Annotated in this window: 20 protein-coding genes; 16 read left to right on the top strand and 4 right to left on the bottom strand. The window is 55.2% G+C overall.

The window, feature by feature from the left end; translation table 11 throughout:
- Positions 1-27: 27 nt before the first annotated feature.
- The gene (gene ppa / locus AAHF05_RS02280; RefSeq protein ID WP_010427397.1) at positions 28-558 is read right to left on the bottom strand and encodes an inorganic diphosphatase; all 531 of its coding nucleotides are present in this window, start codon (positions 556-558) and stop codon (positions 28-30) included.
- 308 nt (positions 559-866) lie between these two features.
- On the opposite strand from ppa, the gene ytfQ reads away from it, so the two are divergent.
- The 5 genes from ytfQ (at position 867) to AAHF05_RS02305 (ending at position 7,078) form a co-directional block, all read left to right on the top strand.
- Positions 867-1,823 carry a galactofuranose ABC transporter substrate-binding protein YtfQ gene (gene ytfQ / locus AAHF05_RS02285; protein ID WP_014068659.1) on the top strand — a complete coding sequence of 319 codons (957 nt, stop codon included), beginning with the start codon at positions 867-869 and terminating at the stop codon, positions 1,821-1,823.
- A 65-nt stretch (positions 1,824-1,888) separates the two neighbouring features.
- Positions 1,889-3,391, top strand: a complete 1,503-nt coding sequence (ytfR, locus tag AAHF05_RS02290) for a galactofuranose ABC transporter, ATP-binding protein YtfR (protein WP_129324125.1) — start codon at positions 1,889-1,891, stop codon at positions 3,389-3,391.
- A 10-nt stretch (positions 3,392-3,401) separates the two neighbouring features.
- The gene (ytfT, locus tag AAHF05_RS02295) at positions 3,402-4,427 is read left to right on the top strand and encodes a galactofuranose ABC transporter, ATP-binding protein YtfT (RefSeq protein ID WP_028016478.1); all 1,026 of its coding nucleotides are present in this window, start codon (positions 3,402-3,404) and stop codon (positions 4,425-4,427) included.
- Positions 4,414-5,415 carry a galactofuranose ABC transporter, permease protein YjfF gene (gene yjfF, locus AAHF05_RS02300; protein ID WP_028016479.1) on the top strand — a complete coding sequence of 334 codons (1,002 nt, stop codon included), beginning with the start codon at positions 4,414-4,416 and terminating at the stop codon, positions 5,413-5,415. Before ytfT ends, yjfF begins: the two co-directional genes overlap by 14 nt.
- 91 nt (positions 5,416-5,506) lie before the next feature.
- The gene (locus tag AAHF05_RS02305) at positions 5,507-7,078 is read left to right on the top strand and encodes a methyl-accepting chemotaxis protein (protein WP_129324124.1); all 1,572 of its coding nucleotides are present in this window, start codon (positions 5,507-5,509) and stop codon (positions 7,076-7,078) included.
- On the opposite strand, the gene AAHF05_RS02310 is transcribed toward AAHF05_RS02305, so the two are convergent.
- Complete coding sequence (locus tag AAHF05_RS02310; RefSeq protein WP_028016481.1) at positions 7,050-7,406, bottom strand: LysR family transcriptional regulator; 357 nt, start codon at positions 7,404-7,406, stop codon at positions 7,050-7,052. The two genes, AAHF05_RS02305 and AAHF05_RS02310, sit on opposite strands and share 29 nt — an antisense overlap.
- 150 nt (positions 7,407-7,556) lie before the next feature.
- Positions 7,557-8,555 (bottom strand): class 1 fructose-bisphosphatase, encoded by a 999-nt coding sequence (gene fbp / locus AAHF05_RS02315; RefSeq protein ID WP_108089461.1) that lies wholly within the window; start codon positions 8,553-8,555, stop codon positions 7,557-7,559.
- Between the two features lie 197 nt (positions 8,556-8,752).
- On the opposite strand from fbp, the gene mpl reads away from it, so the two are divergent.
- On the top strand, positions 8,753-10,126 hold the full coding sequence (gene mpl, locus AAHF05_RS02320) for a UDP-N-acetylmuramate:L-alanyl-gamma-D-glutamyl-meso-diaminopimelate ligase (protein ID WP_028016483.1): 1,374 nt from the start codon (positions 8,753-8,755) through the stop codon (positions 10,124-10,126).
- A 72-nt stretch (positions 10,127-10,198) separates the two neighbouring features.
- Here the strand turns inward: mpl and yjgA are convergent, their stop codons facing one another.
- Entirely contained in the window at positions 10,199-10,750 is a 552-nt protein-coding gene (yjgA, locus tag AAHF05_RS02325) for a ribosome biogenesis factor YjgA (RefSeq protein ID WP_008501414.1), read from the bottom strand.
- A 95-nt stretch (positions 10,751-10,845) separates the two neighbouring features.
- Between yjgA and pmbA the strand changes: the two genes are divergently transcribed.
- The 10 genes from pmbA (at position 10,846) to AAHF05_RS02375 (ending at position 18,429) form a co-directional block, all read left to right on the top strand.
- Positions 10,846-12,198, top strand: coding sequence for a metalloprotease PmbA (pmbA, locus tag AAHF05_RS02330; RefSeq protein WP_032666755.1), 1,353 nt, complete (start codon positions 10,846-10,848; stop codon positions 12,196-12,198).
- 41 nt (positions 12,199-12,239) lie between these two features.
- Entirely contained in the window at positions 12,240-12,626 is a 387-nt protein-coding gene (gene cybC / locus AAHF05_RS02335) for a cytochrome b562 (RefSeq protein WP_028016485.1), read from the top strand.
- Positions 12,627-12,946: 320 nt separating this feature from the next.
- Entirely contained in the window at positions 12,947-13,285 is a 339-nt protein-coding gene (locus AAHF05_RS02340; protein ID WP_028016486.1) for a glycine dehydrogenase, read from the top strand.
- Between the two features lie 10 nt (positions 13,286-13,295).
- Positions 13,296-13,658, top strand: a complete 363-nt coding sequence (locus AAHF05_RS02345) for an SFCGS family glycine-rich protein (RefSeq protein WP_023293430.1) — start codon at positions 13,296-13,298, stop codon at positions 13,656-13,658.
- A gap of 2 nt (positions 13,659-13,660) precedes the next feature.
- Positions 13,661-13,960 (top strand): DUF4312 family protein, encoded by a 300-nt coding sequence (locus tag AAHF05_RS02350; protein ID WP_008501409.1) that lies wholly within the window; start codon positions 13,661-13,663, stop codon positions 13,958-13,960.
- 22 nt (positions 13,961-13,982) lie between these two features.
- Entirely contained in the window at positions 13,983-14,759 is a 777-nt protein-coding gene (locus AAHF05_RS02355) for a DUF4311 domain-containing protein (RefSeq protein WP_006810337.1), read from the top strand.
- A gap of 13 nt (positions 14,760-14,772) precedes the next feature.
- The gene (locus AAHF05_RS02360; protein ID WP_015572508.1) at positions 14,773-15,414 is read left to right on the top strand and encodes a DUF4310 family protein; all 642 of its coding nucleotides are present in this window, start codon (positions 14,773-14,775) and stop codon (positions 15,412-15,414) included.
- Positions 15,415-15,456: 42 nt separating this feature from the next.
- Entirely contained in the window at positions 15,457-16,590 is a 1,134-nt protein-coding gene (locus AAHF05_RS02365) for an amidohydrolase/deacetylase family metallohydrolase (RefSeq protein WP_129324123.1), read from the top strand.
- Positions 16,574-17,692 (top strand): DgaE family pyridoxal phosphate-dependent ammonia lyase, encoded by a 1,119-nt coding sequence (locus AAHF05_RS02370; protein WP_028016489.1) that lies wholly within the window; start codon positions 16,574-16,576, stop codon positions 17,690-17,692. Before AAHF05_RS02365 ends, AAHF05_RS02370 begins: the two co-directional genes overlap by 17 nt.
- Positions 17,689-18,429 (top strand): KDGP aldolase family protein, encoded by a 741-nt coding sequence (locus tag AAHF05_RS02375; protein ID WP_332615380.1) that lies wholly within the window; start codon positions 17,689-17,691, stop codon positions 18,427-18,429. The genes AAHF05_RS02370 and AAHF05_RS02375 overlap by 4 nt, the downstream gene beginning before the upstream one ends.
- Positions 18,430-18,449 lie beyond the last annotated feature (20 nt).

The following is an 18,449-nucleotide window of genomic DNA, read 5'->3' on the forward strand; positions in this document are numbered from 1 at the left end:
GCGGGGCCTTAATATCAGCAGTAAGAATTACTTCTTAGCAGCGCGTTCGAAAGAGGCGATGATTTCTGCTTTCGCCGCTTCTGCGTTGTCCCAGCCGTCAACTTTAACCCATTTGCCTTTTTCGAGGTCTTTGTAGTGCTCGAAGAAGTGAGTGATCTGCGCTTTCAGCAGCTCTGGCAGGTCGTTCACATCTTTGATGTGATCGTATTCTTTGCTCAGCTTGGTGTGCGGTACCGCAACCAGCTTCGCATCTTCACCGGATTCGTCGGTCATTTTCAGCACGCCAACTGGACGGCAGCGAATGACGGAGCCTGGCTCCAGTGGGTATGGCGTTGGGACCAGTACGTCAACCGGGTCACCGTCCAGAGACAGGGTGTGGTTGATGTAACCGTAGTTGCACGGATAGAACATCGCGGTAGACATGAAACGGTCTACGAACAGGGCGCCGCTCTCTTTGTCCACTTCGTATTTGATAGGATCTGCGTTAGCCGGGATTTCGATTACTACGTAGATATCTTCTGGCAGTTCTTTACCCGCTGGGACGTTGAGTAAGCTCATGTCGGTGTCCTTTAAAATGGATGGTAAACAAGTGGCAGGTATTATAGCCAACTCGCGCCGAATGTCTTCGCCTGTTTTCGCCTTCTCTCACCGCTAACCCCACTTTTCAGACCGATTCCATGACAGAAAAATCCATAAACTCAGCTGCATTTTTCATGGCGAAATGAAAGCGATTACAAACTTGTGATTAACGTTTTATTCACTTTCCCGAAGTGTGATGTAACGCAATTCGTTACATATTTCATTGGCTATAGTCATTTCGCAGAACATATTTTCACCAACAATAATCCCCCTACGAGGACGTTCATATGTGGAAGCGCTTACTCCTGGTCACAGCAGTTTCGGCAGCCATGTCGTCTATGGCGATGGCCGCCCCTTTAACCGTAGGTTTTTCGCAAGTCGGCTCTGAATCCGGCTGGCGAGCAGCAGAAACCAACGTTGCAAAAAGCGAGGCCCAGAAACGTGGTATCACCCTGAAAATTGCCGATGGTCAGCAAAAGCAGGAAAACCAAATCAAAGCCGTGCGTTCGTTTATCGCCCAGGGCGTTGATGCCATCTTTATTGCGCCTGTCGTTGCGACAGGCTGGGAACCTGTCCTGAAGGAAGCGAAAGACGCTGAGATCCCGGTTTTCCTGCTCGATCGTTCCATTGATGTCAAAGACAAATCGCTCTATATGACCACCGTCACTGCCAACAACATTCTTGAAGGACAGTTGATTGGTGACTGGCTGGTGAAACAGGTGGATGGCAAGCCGTGTAACGTCGTTGAGTTGCAGGGCACCGTTGGCGCGAGCGTGGCCATCGACCGTAAGAAAGGGTTTGCTGAGGCTATCGCTAAAGCACCAAACATCAAGATTATCCGCTCTCAGTCCGGTGACTTCACGCGCAGTAAAGGCAAAGAGGTCATGGAGAGCTTTATCAAGGCTGAAAACAACGGCAAGAACATCTGCATGGTTTACGCCCACAACGATGACATGGTGATCGGTGCGATTCAGGCCATTAAAGAAGCGGGCCTGAAGCCGGGCAAAGATATCCTCACCGGCTCAATCGACGGCGTGCCAGACATCTACAAGGCGATGATGGACGGCGAAGCGAACGCCAGCGTGGAGCTCACGCCGAACATGGCGGGTCCGGCATTCGATGCGCTGGAGAAATTCAAGAAAGACGGCACGATGCCTGAAAAACTGACCATCACTAAATCCACACTCTACCTTCCTGACACAGCAAAAGAAGAGTTAGAGAAGAAGAAAAATATGGGTTACTGATTCCAGTGTAATTGCCGGGTAGCGCTACGCTTACCCGGCCTACGATTTGTGCCGGAGGCGTAAATATGAACTCGGAACAACATCAGGAAATCCTCCGCACAGAGGGCTTGAGTAAATACTTTCCTGGCGTAAAAGCGCTGGATAACGTTGATTTCAGCCTGCGGCGCGGTGAGATTATGTCGCTGCTGGGTGAGAACGGAGCAGGGAAGTCGACGCTGATTAAAGCCCTGACCGGTGTCTATCATGCCGATCGCGGCACTATCTGGCTGGAAGGCAATGCCATTTCGCCAAAAAATACCGCTCACGCCCAGCAGCTTGGGATCGGGACGGTGTACCAGGAAGTGAACCTGCTGCCGAATATGTCGGTGGCGGATAACCTGTTTATTGGCCGTGAACCACGACGCTTTGGCCTGCTGCGGCGCAAGGAGATGGAGGCGCGGGCGACAAAGCTGATGGAATCCTACGGCTTTTCTCTTGACGTTCGCGAACCGCTGAACCGCTTTTCCGTTGCCATGCAGCAGATTGTCGCGATTTGTCGCGCTATCGATCTCTCCGCAAAAGTACTGATCCTCGATGAGCCCACCGCCAGTCTCGATACCCAGGAAGTGGAAATGCTCTTTACCCTGATGCGCCAGCTGCGCGATCAGGGCGTGAGCCTGATCTTCGTGACTCATTTCCTCGATCAGGTGTATGAAGTGAGCGATCGCATTACGGTACTGCGTAACGGCAGTTTTGTCGGCTGTCGGGAAACCCGTGAATTACCACAGATTGAACTGGTCAAAATGATGCTCGGGCGCGAGCTGGAGACCAACGCGCTCCAGCGCGCCGGTCGCACGTTGCTGAGTGATAAACCCGTCGCGGCTTTCAGTGATTTCGGCAAAAAAGGGACTATTTCACCGTTTAACCTGGAGGTTCGTCCTGGCGAAATTGTCGGTCTGGCCGGATTGCTAGGCTCCGGACGAACAGAAACCGCCGAAGTCATCTTTGGAATTAAGCCAGCAGACAGTGGCACCGCATTAATCAAAGGCAAACCGCAAACGCTGCGATCGCCGCATCAGGCCTCGTGTCTGGGCGTTGGCTTCTGTCCGGAAGACAGAAAAACGGACGGTATTATTGCCGCCGCCTCGGTGCGGGAGAATATCATTCTGGCGTTACAGGCGCAGCGAGGCTGGCTGAGGCCAATCCCACGCAAAGAGCAAAACGCCATTGCGGAACGCTTTATCCGCCAGCTTGGCATTCGTACCCCGAGCGCAGAACAACCTATTGAATTCCTCTCAGGGGGTAACCAGCAGAAGGTCTTGTTGTCGCGCTGGCTGCTGACCAAACCCCAGTTCCTGATCCTCGATGAACCGACGCGCGGGATTGACGTCGGTGCGCATGCTGAAATCATCCGGCTTATAGAAACGTTGTGTGCGGACGGCCTGGCGCTGCTGGTCATATCGTCTGAGCTGGAGGAACTGGTGGGGTATGCCGATCGCGTGATCATCATGCGCGATCGTAAACAGGTGGCAGAGATCCCGCTGGATAAACTGTCCGTTCCGGCGATCATGAATGCCATCGCGGCGTAAGGAGTGAATTGTGATGTCTCGTTCGCTTTCGCAAACAGGGGAGTCAAAGCGCCGCTTCAACTGGCCAACCGGCACACCGCAAATCGCGGCACTGCTGGTGGTACTGTTGGTTGACAGCCTTGTCGCGCCGCATTTCTTCCAGATTATTGTCCAGGATGGCCGTCTGTTTGGCAGCCCGATTGATATTTTGAACCGTGCGGCGCCTGTGGCGCTGCTGGCGATTGGTATGACGCTGGTCATTGCCACTGGCGGGATTGACCTCTCCGTCGGCGCGGTGATGGCTATCGCCGGGGCTACGGCAGCCTCAATGACCGTGGCCGGGCACAGCCTGCCGGTGGTGCTGCTTGCCGCCTTAGGCACTGGCGTACTCGCCGGGCTGTGGAACGGTATTCTGGTGGCAGTCCTCAAGATCCAGCCGTTTGTCGCCACCCTGATTTTAATGGTCGCCGGGCGCGGTGTGGCGCAGCTGATCACATCCGGGCAGATCGTCACCTTTAACTCTCCGGGCCTGGCGTGGCTTGGCAGCGGCAAACTGTTGTTCTTCCCGACTCCGGTGATCATTGCCCTGGTGACGCTGGTGGTGTTCTGGCTCTTTACCCGCAAAACGGCACTGGGCATGTTCATTGAGGCCGTCGGGATCAACATTCGTGCCGCGCGCAACGCCGGGGTCAATACCCGGTTGATGGTGATGCTGACCTATGTGCTGAGCGGCATATGCGCCGCCATTGCCGGGACGATCGTCGCGGCAGATATTCGTGGGGCCGATGCCAACAACGCAGGACTCTGGCTGGAGCTGGATGCGATCCTGGCGGTGGTGATCGGCGGCGGATCGCTGATGGGCGGGCGTTTTAACCTGCTGCTCTCGGTGATTGGCGCGCTGATTATTCAGGGGATGAACACCGGGATCCTGCTCTCTGGTTTCCAGCCGGAGCTCAACCAGGTGGTGAAAGCGGTGGTCGTGCTCTGTGTGCTGATCGTCCAGTCGCCGCGCTTTGTCAGCATCATTAAGGGGATCCGTGGCCATGATAAAACGTAATTTGCCGCTAATGATCACGCTGGGCGTGTTTGTGCTGGGTTATCTCTACTGTCTGACCCAGTTCCCGGGGTTTGCCTCCACGCGTGTGATTTGCAATATCCTGACCGATAACGCTTTTTTAGGCATTATCGCCGTCGGGATGACCTTTGTGATCCTTTCCGGTGGGATCGATCTCTCCGTTGGTTCGGTGATCGCATTCACCGGCGTGTTTCTTGCGAAGGCGATCGGTTTCTGGGGGATCTCACCGCTGGTGGCGTTTCCGCTGGTGCTGGTGATGGGGTGCGCGTTTGGTGCCTTTATGGGGCTCCTGATCGATGCGCTGAAAATCCCGGCTTTTATTATTACCCTCGCCGGGATGTTCTTCCTTCGCGGCGTGAGTTATCTGGTGTCGGAAGAATCTATTCCGATTAACCATCCGATTTACGATACGCTCTCCAGCCTGGCGTGGAAAATACCCGGCGGTGGTCGTTTGAGCGCGATGGGGTTACTGATGCTCGGCGTCGTGGTGATTGGTATTTTCCTTGCGCATCGCACCCGGTTTGGCAATCAGGTTTACGCCATTGGCGGAAACGCCACGTCGGCAAACCTGATGGGGATCTCCACCCGCAGTACAACTATTCGCATCTATATGCTCTCAACGGGTCTGGCGACGCTGGCGGGGATTGTCTTCTCGGTTTATACCCAGGCGGGTTATGCCCTGGCAGGCGTAGGGGTGGAACTGGATGCCATTGCCTCGGTGGTGATCGGTGGAACCCTGCTCAGTGGTGGCGTGGGGACGGTGCTGGGAACGCTGTTTGGCGTAGCAATCCAGGGCCTGATACAAACCTACATTAACTTTGACGGCACGCTCAGCTCCTGGTGGACCAAGATCGCCATCGGCATTTTGCTGTTTATTTTTATCGCCCTGCAGCGTGGTCTGACGGTGCTCTGGGAGAATCGTCAAAGCTCGACGGTTACACGCGTAAACACATCAGTAACAGAGCGATAACACGCTGAATTTGCTTAAAGTCTAAACATTTTCCGGTAGCGGCCGATACTTTTTTTATGCCCAGAAATATCTCGCTACCGGAAATAATATCATGCTTAAAACGCTATCGATTCGTACCGGCTTGCTCTCTTTACTGGCCGTTATGACCCTTCTGCTGCTGATTGTCAGCGGTATTGGCATTTATGCCCTCACACAGAGTTCTTCTTCACTACAGCGCATCAACCACCTTCAGGGTGAGCAGATGGTGCAGCTTAATTCCGGCTATACGCTGATCCTCCGCGCCCGCAATGAGGCGGGTCAGGCTGTCCGAATGATGGAAATCGGCATGCTGGATGATGCGGCCAAATCGGTAAAAAATATCAATCAGGAAGTTGTCCTGGCCCAGAAAACGCTGAAAGGCGTGATCGACGGCGGCGTGGCCGATGAGCAAGGCCAACAACTGCTTGATAAAGTGGCGGCCAGCCTCGCGACGTACAACCAGCAGGGGATTAACCCGATGCTGAAAGCGCTGAACGAACAGAGCGCGGACAGCTATTACGACCTACTGGAAAACAAGCTGATTCCGGTGGCCTCCCGGTTTGATAACGATATGCAGGCCTTCCAGAAATGGAGTGAAGCGCGCGGCAAAGCGGAAGTGAGTGCCGTGCAGTCCAGCAAAAATCGGGTACTGATCCTGATCGTGGTGGCGGCTCTGCTGACGGCGGGCATTATTGTGCTGGCCTGGCTGGTACTGCGCCACATGTTGCTCAAACCGCTCTCGACCTCTATTGCTCAACTGGAGAATGTGGCAGCAGGCGATTTAACCCACACGCTGAATCCACCGGCAAGCCAGGAGTTTAATCGCCTGAATGCGGCAATCGAAGAGATGCGCCATTCGCTGATGAACTCGGTTCTGCGGGTACGTGATGCCAGCTCGCAAATTGATACCGGCAGCCGTGAGCTGACGGCGGGGAACAGGGATCTTGCTGAGCGTACGGAATCGACCGCCACGTCGCTGGAGCAGACCGCCGCCAGCATGGAACAGATCACCGCGACGGTGAAACTCAACGCCGATAATGCCGAACAGGCTCACCAGCTGGCGAAATCGGTGTCAGACACGGCCGATCACGGCAGCGAAATGGTCTGCTACGTCATTGAAAAAATGCGTGATATCTCCGGCAGTTCGGCACGTATCGCGGACATTCTCAGTGTTATCGACGGTATTGCCTTCCAGACCAATATCCTCGCGTTGAACGCCTCCGTGGAAGCGGCGCGCGCGGGTGAGCAAGGACGCGGGTTTGCCGTCGTCGCGGGCGAAGTGCGAAACCTTGCCAGCCGCAGTGCCGATGCAGCAAAAGAGATCCGAGCGCTTATCAGTGATTCCCAGACCCACGTCAGCGAGGGCAGTGAACTGGCCCAGCAGGCTGGCGAAACCATGGATGAGATCGCAACCGAAGTGCTGCGCATGACGAAACTGATGCGTGAAATTGCGACTGCGTCCCAGGAGCAGAGTCGCGGCATTGAGCAGGTGAATATTGCGGTGAATCAGATGGATGAGACTGCGCAGCAGAATGCGGCGCTGGTACAGCAATCCTCCGCCGCGACTCGCTCCCTTGAGGAGCAGTCGCGCCAGCTGATGGAAGCCATGTCATCATTCAAGCTGTCGGCTCAGACTGCAGCATAATATTATCCAGCCCCGGTGTATGATGTGCCGGGGTTTTATTCTTTCCTGAATTTACTTCAGCAATATTATCGTGAATATTACCCACTAACATTTCCAGTGCGCTGGTTAAGGCTAACGCATTTTCCGTCGGCTCAAGATATAAACCTTTGCGGAAAAATAGCGGCTCATCAAACAGTTGATTAAAGCGCTTCAACGCCAGACTGACCGCCGGACGGGACATCTCCAGGCGCAAAGAGGCTTTTGCCATGCTGCCGCAGCGGACAACTTCAATAAATACCGGGATAAGATTTAAATCAATGCCGGTATTAGCACGGGAATAATTTTTCATTGCGACTTTGCTCCACGAAATATTTGCCAAACTGTTATGGAAATAATGCAGGAGCAGTGATGAATATTAAAGCGTGTTTTTTATAAACACTTATACGGTTAAATATATAAATGACCAGGGGAGCCGGATGGGCTCCCCTGAGGAAAGGTATTACGCGTCCGGATACTCACGAATAAAACGTTCAACGTCTTCAACCATATGGTTGTTGCCGACGAAGAACGAACGGCGCTGGTGAAGGCTTTCTGGCACGATTTCCAGAATACGCTCTTTACCGTCGCTCGCCTTGCCGCCAGCCTGTTCGGCCAGGAACGCCATCGGGTTGCATTCGTACAGCAGGCGCAGTTTCCCGTCCGGGTGGCTAGCGGTGCTTGGGTAGAGGTAGATACCGCCTTTCAGCAGGTTACGGTGGAAATCCGCGACCAGAGAGCCGATATAGCGGGAGGTGTAAGGGCGCTGAGTGGCTTTATCTTCTTCCTGGCAGAATTTGATGTACTTCTTCACGCCGTTCGGGAATCGGATGTAGTTGCCTTCGTTGATGGAGTAGGTGTTGCCCTTCTCCGGGAAGCGCATACGTTCCTGGCTCAGACAGAAAACGCCCAGTGAAGGATCGTACGTAAAGGCGTGAACCCCACACCCGGTGGTATACACCAGCATGGTGGAGGAGCCATACACGACGTAACCGGCAGCAACCTGATTAATGCCCGGCTGCAGGAAATCTTCTTCGGTCACCGGCGTGCCAACAGGCGTGACGCGGCGGTAGATGGAGAAAATGGTACCGACAGAAACGTTAACGTCGATGTTAGAGGAGCCGTCCAGCGGATCCATCAGAACAACGTATTTAGCGTGTTCACACCCGTCGAAAACAACAATTTCATCTTCTTCTTCGGAGGCGATACCCGCCACGATGTCGCGTGCGCGCAGTGCAGCTTTCAGTTTTTCATTTGCGAACAGATCGAGTTTCTGTTGAACCTCGCCCTGAACGTTCTCGGCACCGCTGGCACCCAGGATATCGACCAGACCGGCCTTGTTGATATCACGATGGATGATCTTAGCGCCCAGCTTTATTGCCGACAGCAAAGCAGTGAGTTCACCCGTAGCATGAGAAAACTCGTGCTGCTTTTCGACAATAAATTCACCTAACGTTTTCATAACACTTTCCCTGCATCTTTGTGAGTAGAGCGATTGTATGTTCACTAAAACGACTAAAGCCCAACAATCTTAACAAATATTCAAATAGTAGCGCAGTGGTGAATCGCGCCAGCAGTATACGGATTTACCTGAAATGCATTTCACAGCCGCTAACATGTGAGTAAAATGTGCGCCACATTGAAGAAGGATAGTGACGTATGCGCATTCATATATTGGGGATTTGTGGCACTTTCATGGGCGGACTGGCAATGCTGGCGCGCTCGCTGGGCCATGAAGTGACAGGTTCGGACGCCAATGTGTATCCGCCAATGAGCACACTTCTGGAGAAACAGGGCATCTCTTTGATTCAGGGCTACGATGCCAGCCAGCTGGATCCTGAACCGGATCTGGTGATCATTGGTAACGCCATGACGCGTGGGAACCCGTGTGTTGAGGCGGTGCTGGAACGCAATATTCCGTTCATGTCCGGCCCACAATGGCTGCATGATTTCGTCCTGCGTGACCGCTGGGTGGTTGCTGTTGCCGGAACGCACGGCAAAACCACGACCGCCGGTATGGCGACCTGGATCCTTGAAGCCTGTGGCTACAAGCCGGGTTTCGTGATTGGCGGTGTGCCGGGTAATTTCGATGTTTCTGCGCGCCTGGGTGACAGCCCGTTCTTTGTGATCGAGGCCGACGAATATGACTGCGCGTTCTTCGACAAGCGTTCCAAGTTTGTTCACTACTGCCCGCGCACGCTGATCCTCAACAACCTTGAGTTCGACCACGCGGATATTTTTGACGATCTGAAAGCGATTCAGAAACAGTTCCACCACCTGGTGCGCATCGTTCCGGGACAGGGGCGCATCATCCTGCCGGAAAACGACATCAACCTGAAGCAGACCATGGCGATGGGATGCTGGAGCGAACAGGAGCTGGTGGGTGAGCAGGGCCACTGGCAGGCGAAAAAACTCAACGCCGATGCCTCCGAGTGGGAAGTCCTGCTCGACGGGGAAAAAGTGGGTGAGGTGAAGTGGGGCCTGGTGGGCGAGCACAACATGCACAACGGCCTGATGGCGATTGCTGCTGCACGCCATGTGGGTGTTCTGCCTGCGGATGCGGCCAATGCTCTGGGTTCGTTTATCAACGCCCGTCGTCGTCTGGAACTGCGTGGTGAAGCCAATGGCGTCACGGTGTATGACGATTTCGCACACCACCCAACGGCCATTCTGGCAACGCTTGCCGCCCTGCGTGGCAAGGTCGGCGGCACAGCCCGTATTCTGGCGGTGCTGGAGCCGCGCTCAAACACCATGAAAATGGGCATCTGCAAAGACGATCTCGCGCCGTCGTTAGGCCGCGCCGATGAAGTCTTCCTGCTGCAGCCGCAGCATATTCCGTGGCAGGTGGCGGAAGTGGCTGATGCCTGTATTCAGCCTGCGCACTGGAGTGCGGATGTGGATGCGCTCGCGGATATGGTGGTGAAAGCCGCTCAGCCTGGCGACCACATTCTGGTGATGAGCAACGGCGGTTTTGGTGGCATCCACCAGAAGCTGCTTGATGGTCTGGCGAAGAAAGCCGAGGCCGCAGAGTAAAAAAGAGCCCGGTGGCGCTAGCGCTTACCGGGCCTGCATTCTTTTCTCCCTCGCCCCTATGGGGAGAGGGGATTACTCTTCGTTCTCTGACAGCTCGCGCAGATACTGGAAAATCAGGCGCGCGGACTTCGGCGGCTTATTCCCTTCTTTCTCTTTCTTCGCGTTGCGGATCAATGAACGCAACTGCTGGCGGTCGGCGTCTGGCCACAGATTTAAGACTTCCGGTACCGCGTCATCACCCTGTTCAATCAGACGATCGCGGATCTGCTCCAGCTTATGGAACAGTGCAACCTGCTGGTTATGGCGGTTTTTCAGCTTGTCCAGCGCCTGGCGGATCGGATCAACGTCGCGCTGACGCAGCATTTTACCGATAAGCTGAAGCTGGCGACGACGGCCTTCTTTTTTGATTTTCTGTGCCAGTTCAATGGCATCACGCAGATCCTGGTCGAGCGGGATCTTATCCAGCGCGTTTTTACCCAGTTCTACCATTTCTGCGCCAAGCTGTTTTAACTCTTCGGCGTCACGTTTAATTTCACTTTTACTGACCCAGATGATCTCATCATCTTCGTCTTCGATGTCATCACCGGGAACGTCGTCGAGCCAGTCTTCGGGCTGCTTAGTCATGTCAGGCTCCTTAAAAAAAGAGGCTAATGTTACCAGTTAAGACGCGCACTGAAAAACGGTTCTCTGTTAGACTTCAGTTAACTCTCTCTTACAGTATGGCATTTGCGATGAAAGTAACCTCACAAGTTGAAGCGCAGCGTAAGATTCTGGAAGAAGCCGTCTCCACCGCGCTGACGCTCGCTTCAGGTAAATCAGATGGCGCCGAAGTGGCGGTCAGCAAAACCACCGGCATTAGCGTGAGCACCCGCTATGGCGAAGTGGAGAATGTAGAATTCAACAGTGATGGCGCGCTTGGCATCACGGTGTACCACCAGAATCGCAAAGGCAGCGCGTCATCGACCGATCTCAGCCCGGATGCGATTGCTCGTACGGTGCAGGCGGCGCTGGATATCGCCCGTTATACCTCTCCGGACCCTTACGCCGGCGTGGCTGATAAAGATCTGCTGGCGTTTGACGCCCCGGATCTCGATCTTTTCCACCCGGCAGAAGTTACCCCGGACGAGGCGATCGAGCTGGCGGCGCGTGCCGAACAGGCTTCTTTGCAGGCGGATAAACGCATCACCAATACCGAAGGCGGCAGCTTCAACAGCCACTACGGTATCAAAGTGTTCGGCAACAGCCACGGCATGTTGCAGGGCTACTGCTCAACCCGTCATTCACTCTCCAGCTGCGTCATCGCCGAAGAGAACGGTGATATGGAGCGTGACTACGCCTACACCATTGGCCGTGCGCTCGGTGATTTGCAGTCTCCGGAGTGGGTGGGTAAAGAGTGTGCCGAACGCACGCTGTCACGCCTGTCACCGCGCAAACTCTCCACCATGAAAGCCCCGGTGATTTTTGCCAATGAAGTGGCGACCGGCCTGTTTGGTCACCTGGTCGGGGCCATTGCCGGTGGCTCTGTGTACCGTAAATCAACCTTCCTGCTCGACTCACTGGGCAAGCAGATCCTGCCGGAATGGCTGACCATCGAAGAACACCCGCATCTGCTGAAAGGACTGGCCTCCACACCGTTCGACAGCGAAGGCGTGCGCACGGAACGTCGCGACATCGTCAAAGACGGCGTGCTGACCCAGTGGCTGTTGACCAACTACTCCGCGCGCAAGCTGGGGCTGAAAAGCACCGGTCACGCGGGTGGTATCCATAACTGGCGTATCGCCGGACAGGGCCTCAACTTTGCGCAAATGCTCAAAGAGATGGGCACCGGTCTGGTGGTGACCGAACTGATGGGCCAGGGCGTAAGTGGTATTACCGGGGATTACTCTCGCGGTGCGGCGGGCTTCTGGGTGGAAAACGGCGAAATCCAGTATCCGGTAAGCGAAATTACCATCGCCGGAAACCTGAAAGATATGTGGCGCAATATTGTTACGGTCGGTAACGATATTGAAACACGTAGCAATATACAGTGTGGTTCTGTACTTCTGCCGGAAATGAAAATCGCCGGCCAGTAATACCCGTAAAGGCGTTTTAATAATAAAAAAGGAAGTGAGCAATGCGTAAACATCTGTTAGCGATCGTCGCGGCTTCAACGCTGGTTATTGGCTCTTCTGCGTTTGCTGCCGATCTTGAAGAAGACATGGGCACCCTCGGTCAAAACCTGAAGGTGGTGCAGAAAACCGACAATGCGGCGGAAATGAAAGACGCACTGACCAAAATGCGTGAAGCGGCGCTGGACGCCCAGAAAGCGACACCGCCGAAGCTGGAAAGCAAAGCGGCAGACAGCGCGGAAATGAAAGATTACCGCCACGGTTTTGATATCCTGGTCGGCCAGATTGACGGTGCGCTGAAGCTGGCAAACGAAGGTAAAGTGAAAGAGGCGAAGGCGGCGGCCGAGCAGTTCGTGACCACCCGCAATACCTACCACCAAAAATACCGCTAACAGAGACTGCATCTGACACAACAGCAAGGCGAGGGCGAAATGCCCTCGCTTTTTTTATGCGTCGTAATAAGTAAACCCTATCGCTGTCACATTTCTGCGACTCCCTTGCCAGATGTTTTCGTTTTCTTCCCTACCGTTTTGCCAATGGATTGCGTGATATTCATCACGTAAATCCAGCGAATTGTCATTATTCACCGCATTTATGTGGCACAGATCACTGCTGCGGCTCGCCTTTCCACTTCGAAGTGGAAAACAACTCGCTACAAACATTTCCCACCCAACGTTAGTTTTATTCCAGAGCCATTAACGGGGTAAGACGAGTGATTAACGGAGCGGTAATGAACGACGTTGGGGATCAGGCGAAGCAAACAGAGCAGCTCGCTAACACCATGCTGCAGCAGGTTTATGACCTGCTGGCCCGGCACAACATCATCCCCAACGCAGTACAGGAACAGATGCTGACCTCCCACGTTCGCGCAATGGCGCACCGGTCGGTGACCGGCGAGCCGCTGCCGGAGGTTGAAGCGGAGCTGTTTGACGAAATTTCACCGGATTCAATGCGGCTCGCCCGTGAAGTGGTCGCGCAGTTTGGCAATCTTCCTGATGAAGAAGCCTGGCTGCTCTCCGTTCACTTTGAAGTCGCAAAAGACAACCTTTAAGGAGCAATACATGGAACAGATTACAGTCGTGATTGGCGATCGCCTGGGTAAAGGTCAGAAAGTGGCTGCAGGTGTGGAAAAAGCCGGTGGACGCGCGGTTGTCGTACCGGGTATGGCGGCAGACATGAAGCTGGGCGACGTCATGAAAGCGGAAAACGCCACCTTCGGCATCTCCTTCTGCGGCAGCGGCGGCGCGGGTGCCATCACTGCACAAACCAAATATGGCTACAAGGCCAAATACGGTATGCGTTCAGTGGAAGAGGGCGTGACCGCTATCAACGAAGGCTGCAACGTGCTGGGCTTTGGCTTTATGGATAAAGAAGAGCTGGGCGAGCGTCTGGTACAGGCGTGGCAGAAGAAATACGGCGCATAAGCATGAAAGAACAATTCACGACCACGGTGAGAGTGAAGGGGAAAGGCGACGCCAAAGCGCGCGCCTTTGCCGATGCGCTCAACCACGTTCAGGCCGCGGTGATGAAAGCGTCACCGCATATCTTACTGCGTATTGAGCCACAGGATGTGCAGGTCGTTCAGGCGCAAGAAGCGGTGCGTAAAGAAGCGTTTCTGTTCTTCTTTTTGCGCCGGGAAAGACGGACCTACAGCGTGGAGCTGGATGTGACCGTCAACGTGACCGCCATCAATCTCGATCGGGTGGATTTCGTCACGCAACGCTGATTATTCATAAAAGGGCAGACTGATGTTCTTAATTATATTAATAAAATCGCTCATCATTGGCGGCCTGGTAGGCGTCGGTGTCGGAGCCGGGGCTGCACGCATGTTTCATGCGCCTACCACACAGGGTATGGGCGCGTTTCGTACGTTGGGAGAACTGAACTCCTGCGAAGGGGATCCGGCTTCTCACTTCTCCTTTGGGTTAGGCTTCTTCTTTAACGCCTGGGCCTCTTCCGTGGCCGCAGGTGCCTTCACACAGGACGTAGACCACCGCATCATCCCGAACTGGGGTGCTGCTGCACTGATGATCAAAAACCGCAACGTCGGCGAAACGCTGCATGATCCCCGCAAAATGGCGATTGCCTGCGGCATCATCGGCATGATTGTCGTCACCTTCCTTAACTTGACTGCCTCGTCTGTTCCGGCTGCGCTGCAGGTCACCGCCGTGAAGGTACTGGTACCGGCGGCAAACCTGCTGGTGAATACCGTGATGCCGGTGATCTTCTGGCTGGCGGCCATCGACGCGGGCAAAAAGTCGGGTTTCTGGGCCACCATCTTCGGCGGCGCGGCGCAGCTGATTATGGGGAACGCCGTACCGGGCCTGGTACTGGGTATTCTGATTGGTAAAGGTGTTGAAGAGAGCGGCTGGAACCACGTCACCAAAGTGATGATGGCGGCTATCGTCCTGCTCTTCGTGCTGAGCGGCTTCTTCCGCGGCTTCGACATGAAGATGATCGAATCCTTCCATCTGACCGTGCCGAACTGGCTCGATATGATCCACAACTCGCTCAGCGGTAAATAACAGGAGCCTCTACATGGAACAGAATAAAGGTTTTTGGTATGCCGACTGGTCGTTCCCGATCTTCGTTGGCCTGCTCTCCTCCGGCGTGTTCGCCGGGACGCACATGTACTACCTCTACGGCATTGGCGCGTTCAACGAAGTGGCCTTCGTGGCGATGCTGAAAGCGGGGATTGATACCGGCGTGTACGGCGCGGTGGCGGCATTCGGTGCGAGCTTCCTGTTCGCCCGTATTATCGAAGGCTCGCTGGTCGGTATTCTCGATATCGGCGGGGCGATCCAGACCGGCGTGGGCCTCGGTGTCCCGGCGCTGCTGCTGGGCGCGGGCATCATGTTCCCGGTGACCAACTTCATTGCCGCGCTGATCACCGGCCTGGTGATTGGTCTGGCGATTGGCTACGTCATCATCCTGGCGCGCAAGTTCACCATCAACCAGAGCAACTCCACCTACGGAGCGGACGTGATGATGGGCGCGGGTAACGCCTCCGGTCGCTTCCTCGGGCCGTTGATTATCCTCAGCGCCATGACTGCCTCTATTCCTATCGGTGTCGGTTCACTGGTGGGCGCGCTGCTGTTCTACATCTGGCAGAAACCGATTACCGGTGGCGCCATCCTCGGCGCAATGATTTTGGGCTGGCTGTTCCCGGTCGCCCTTTAATACCCACGGGCGCTCCGGCGCCCGTCTTATCAGGAGATCCTCATGTTTGATTTACTCCTGCGCCGTGCGCGCCTTGCCGACGATACCCTGACCGATATCGCCATTCAGGACGGGAAAATCGCGGCGTTGGGCGAGATTACTGCCCCTGCCCGTAAAACGGTTGAATTGAACGGCGATGTGTTCGTCAGCGCAGGCTGGATTGACTCCCACGTTCACTGTTACCCGAACTCGCCGATTTATCACGACGAACCAGACAGCGTAGGTATTGCTACTGGCGTCACCTCCGTGGTGGATGCAGGCAGTACCGGCGCGGATGACGTGGACGATTTTTACGAAATCACCCGCAAAGCCTCAACCGACGTCTTTGCCCTGCTGAACATCTCCCGCGTGGGGCTGATAGCCCAGAACGAACTGGCCAACATGGCGAATATTGATGCAGATGCCGTGAAGCAGGCGGTAAAACGCCACCCGGATTTCATTGTCGGCCTGAAAGCGCGTATGAGCAGCAGCGTGGTGGGTGAAAACGGCATTACGCCGCTGGAGCGCGCCAAAGAAATTCAAAAAGAGAACGGCGACCTGCCGCTGATGGTGCACATTGGCAACAACCCGCCGAACCTCGACGAAATTGCCGAACTGCTGAGCTCGGGCGACATCATTACCCACTGCTACAACGGCAAACCCAACCGCATTCTGACGCCGTCCGGCGAACTGCGAGCGTCCATTACGTCTGCGCTAAAACGCGGCGTGCGGCTGGACGTCGGCCACGGCACGGCGAGCTTTAGCTTTGAAGTGGCAAAACGCGCCATCGCAATGGGCATTCTGCCGCACACCATCAGCTCGGATATCTACTGCCGTAACCGCATTAATGGCCCGGTAGGGTCGCTGGCGAGCGTGATGTCGAAATTCCTCGCCATCGGCATGTCGCTGCCGCAGGTGATTGACTGCGTGACCGCGAACGCCGCCGACGGCCTGCGCCTGGCGCGTAAAGGCCGCATTCAGGCGGGTCTCGACGCTGACCTGACGTTGTTCACCATTAAGCGTCAGCCAACGGTATTAACCGATGCCGAAAACGACAGCCTGCAGGCTGAACACATTTTGGTGCCGCTTGCCGCGATCCGCGCGGGCAAGGGCTACATGACAGAACAAGGGAGCACGGAACATGCCTTCGATTTATGAGAAATACCACTTAAAGCAAGTCATCAACACCTCCGGCCGCATGACGGCGCTGGGTGTCTCCACGCCGCGCCCGGAAGTGGTGCAGGCGGCGATGGACGGCATGAACCACTATTTCGAGATGAAGGATCTGGTCAACAAAACCGGTGAATACATCGCGAAACTGCTGGAAGTAGAAGGCGCGACGGTGGTTTCCTGCGCGTCAGCAGGGATTGCCCAGTCCGTGGCGGCAGTGCTGGTAAAAGACAGCGACTGGCTGCTGGAAAACCTGCACGTTACCCCGATTGAGAACAACGAGATCGTGCTGCCGAAAGGCCACAACGTGAATTTTGGCGCGCCGGTAGGCACCATGGTCGCATTGGGCGGCGGCAAGCTGGTAGAAGCGGGATACGCCAATGAATGTTCAGCCGATCAGCTGGCGGCGGCAATCACCCCGCGCACGGCAGCGATCCTCTACATCAAATCTCACCACTGTGTGCAGAAAAGTATGCTCAGCGTAGAACAGGCGGCGGTTGTGGCACGTAAGCACGGCCTGCCGCTGATTGTCGATGCGGCGGCGGAAGAAGATCTGCACGTTTACTACCGTTCCGGTGCAGACCTGGTCATTTACAGCGGCGCGAAGGCGATTGAAGGGCCAACCAGTGGTCTGGTGATCGGCAAAACCCAGTACGTTGAATGGGTGAAACGCCAGACGGCGGGCATTGGCCGTGCGATGAAGGTCGGCAAAGAGGGCATTCTGGGCCTGACCTGCGCCATCGAACATTACCTCACGGCAACCAAAGAGAGCGGCGAAGAGATGGTGGCGAAGATGACGCCGTTTATCGAGGCGCTCAACACCCTGAACGGCGTGACGGCACGCGTGGTCTGGGACAGCGCCGGGCGCGATATCGCCCGCACCGAAATTAAGTTCGATGAAGCGACAACCGGCGTCGGCACCGGGGATTTGGTAGCGAAACTCAAGCAGGGTGACTACGCCATTTACTTCCGTGGCTACAAGGCCAACGAAGGGATTATCGAAGCGGACGTGCGCAGCGTGAATGCTGACCAGCTAAACATTGTTTACCGCCGCATAAGCGAAGTATTAGGACAGGAGAAAAACGCATGAAACTGACCCCCAACTTTTACCGTGATCGCGTCTGCCTGAACGTGCTGGCGGGCTCTAAAGCCAATGCCAGTGCCATTTACGAAGCGGCAGAAGGTCATGTGCTGGTGGGCGTGCTCTCCAAAAATTACCCGGATGTGGCAAGCGCCGTTGCTGATATGCGTGAATACGCTCAGCTTATTGATAACGCGCTGTCCGTTGGCCTGGGGGCGGGCGATCCGAACCAGTCGGCGATGGTGAGTGAAATTTCCCGCCAGGTGCAGCCGCAGCACGTAAACCAGGTCTTTACCGGCGTAGCAACCAGCCGCGCACTGTTGGGACAAAACGACTCCGTGGTCAACGGTCTGGTTTCTCCAACCGGAACCGTCGGCATGGTGAAAATCTCTACCGGCCCGCTGAGCAGCGCGGCACCGGACGGTATCGTTCCGGTGGAAACGGCAATTGCTCTGCTGAAAGATTTTGGCGGTAGCTCCATTAAATATTTCCCGATGGGTGGCCTGAAATGCCGTGATGAGTACAAAGCGGTGGCGGAAGCCTGCGCGCGTCACGACTTCTGGCTGGAGCCAACCGGCGGTATCGATCTGGAAAATTACGAAGAGATCCTGCAGATCGCCCTGGGCGCGGGCGTGAGCAAAATCATCCCGCATATCTACAGCTCGATTATCGACAAAGCCAGCGGCGATACGCGCCCGGAAGATGTGCGCACGTTGCTAGCGATGACGAAAAAGTTAGTTAAGTAGTCCCTCACCCTAACCCTCTC

Origin of the sequence: Enterobacter adelaidei (genome assembly GCF_041937165.1) — a bacterium.
In the GTDB taxonomy this organism is placed as follows: Bacteria; Pseudomonadota; Gammaproteobacteria; order Enterobacterales; family Enterobacteriaceae; genus Enterobacter; species Enterobacter adelaidei.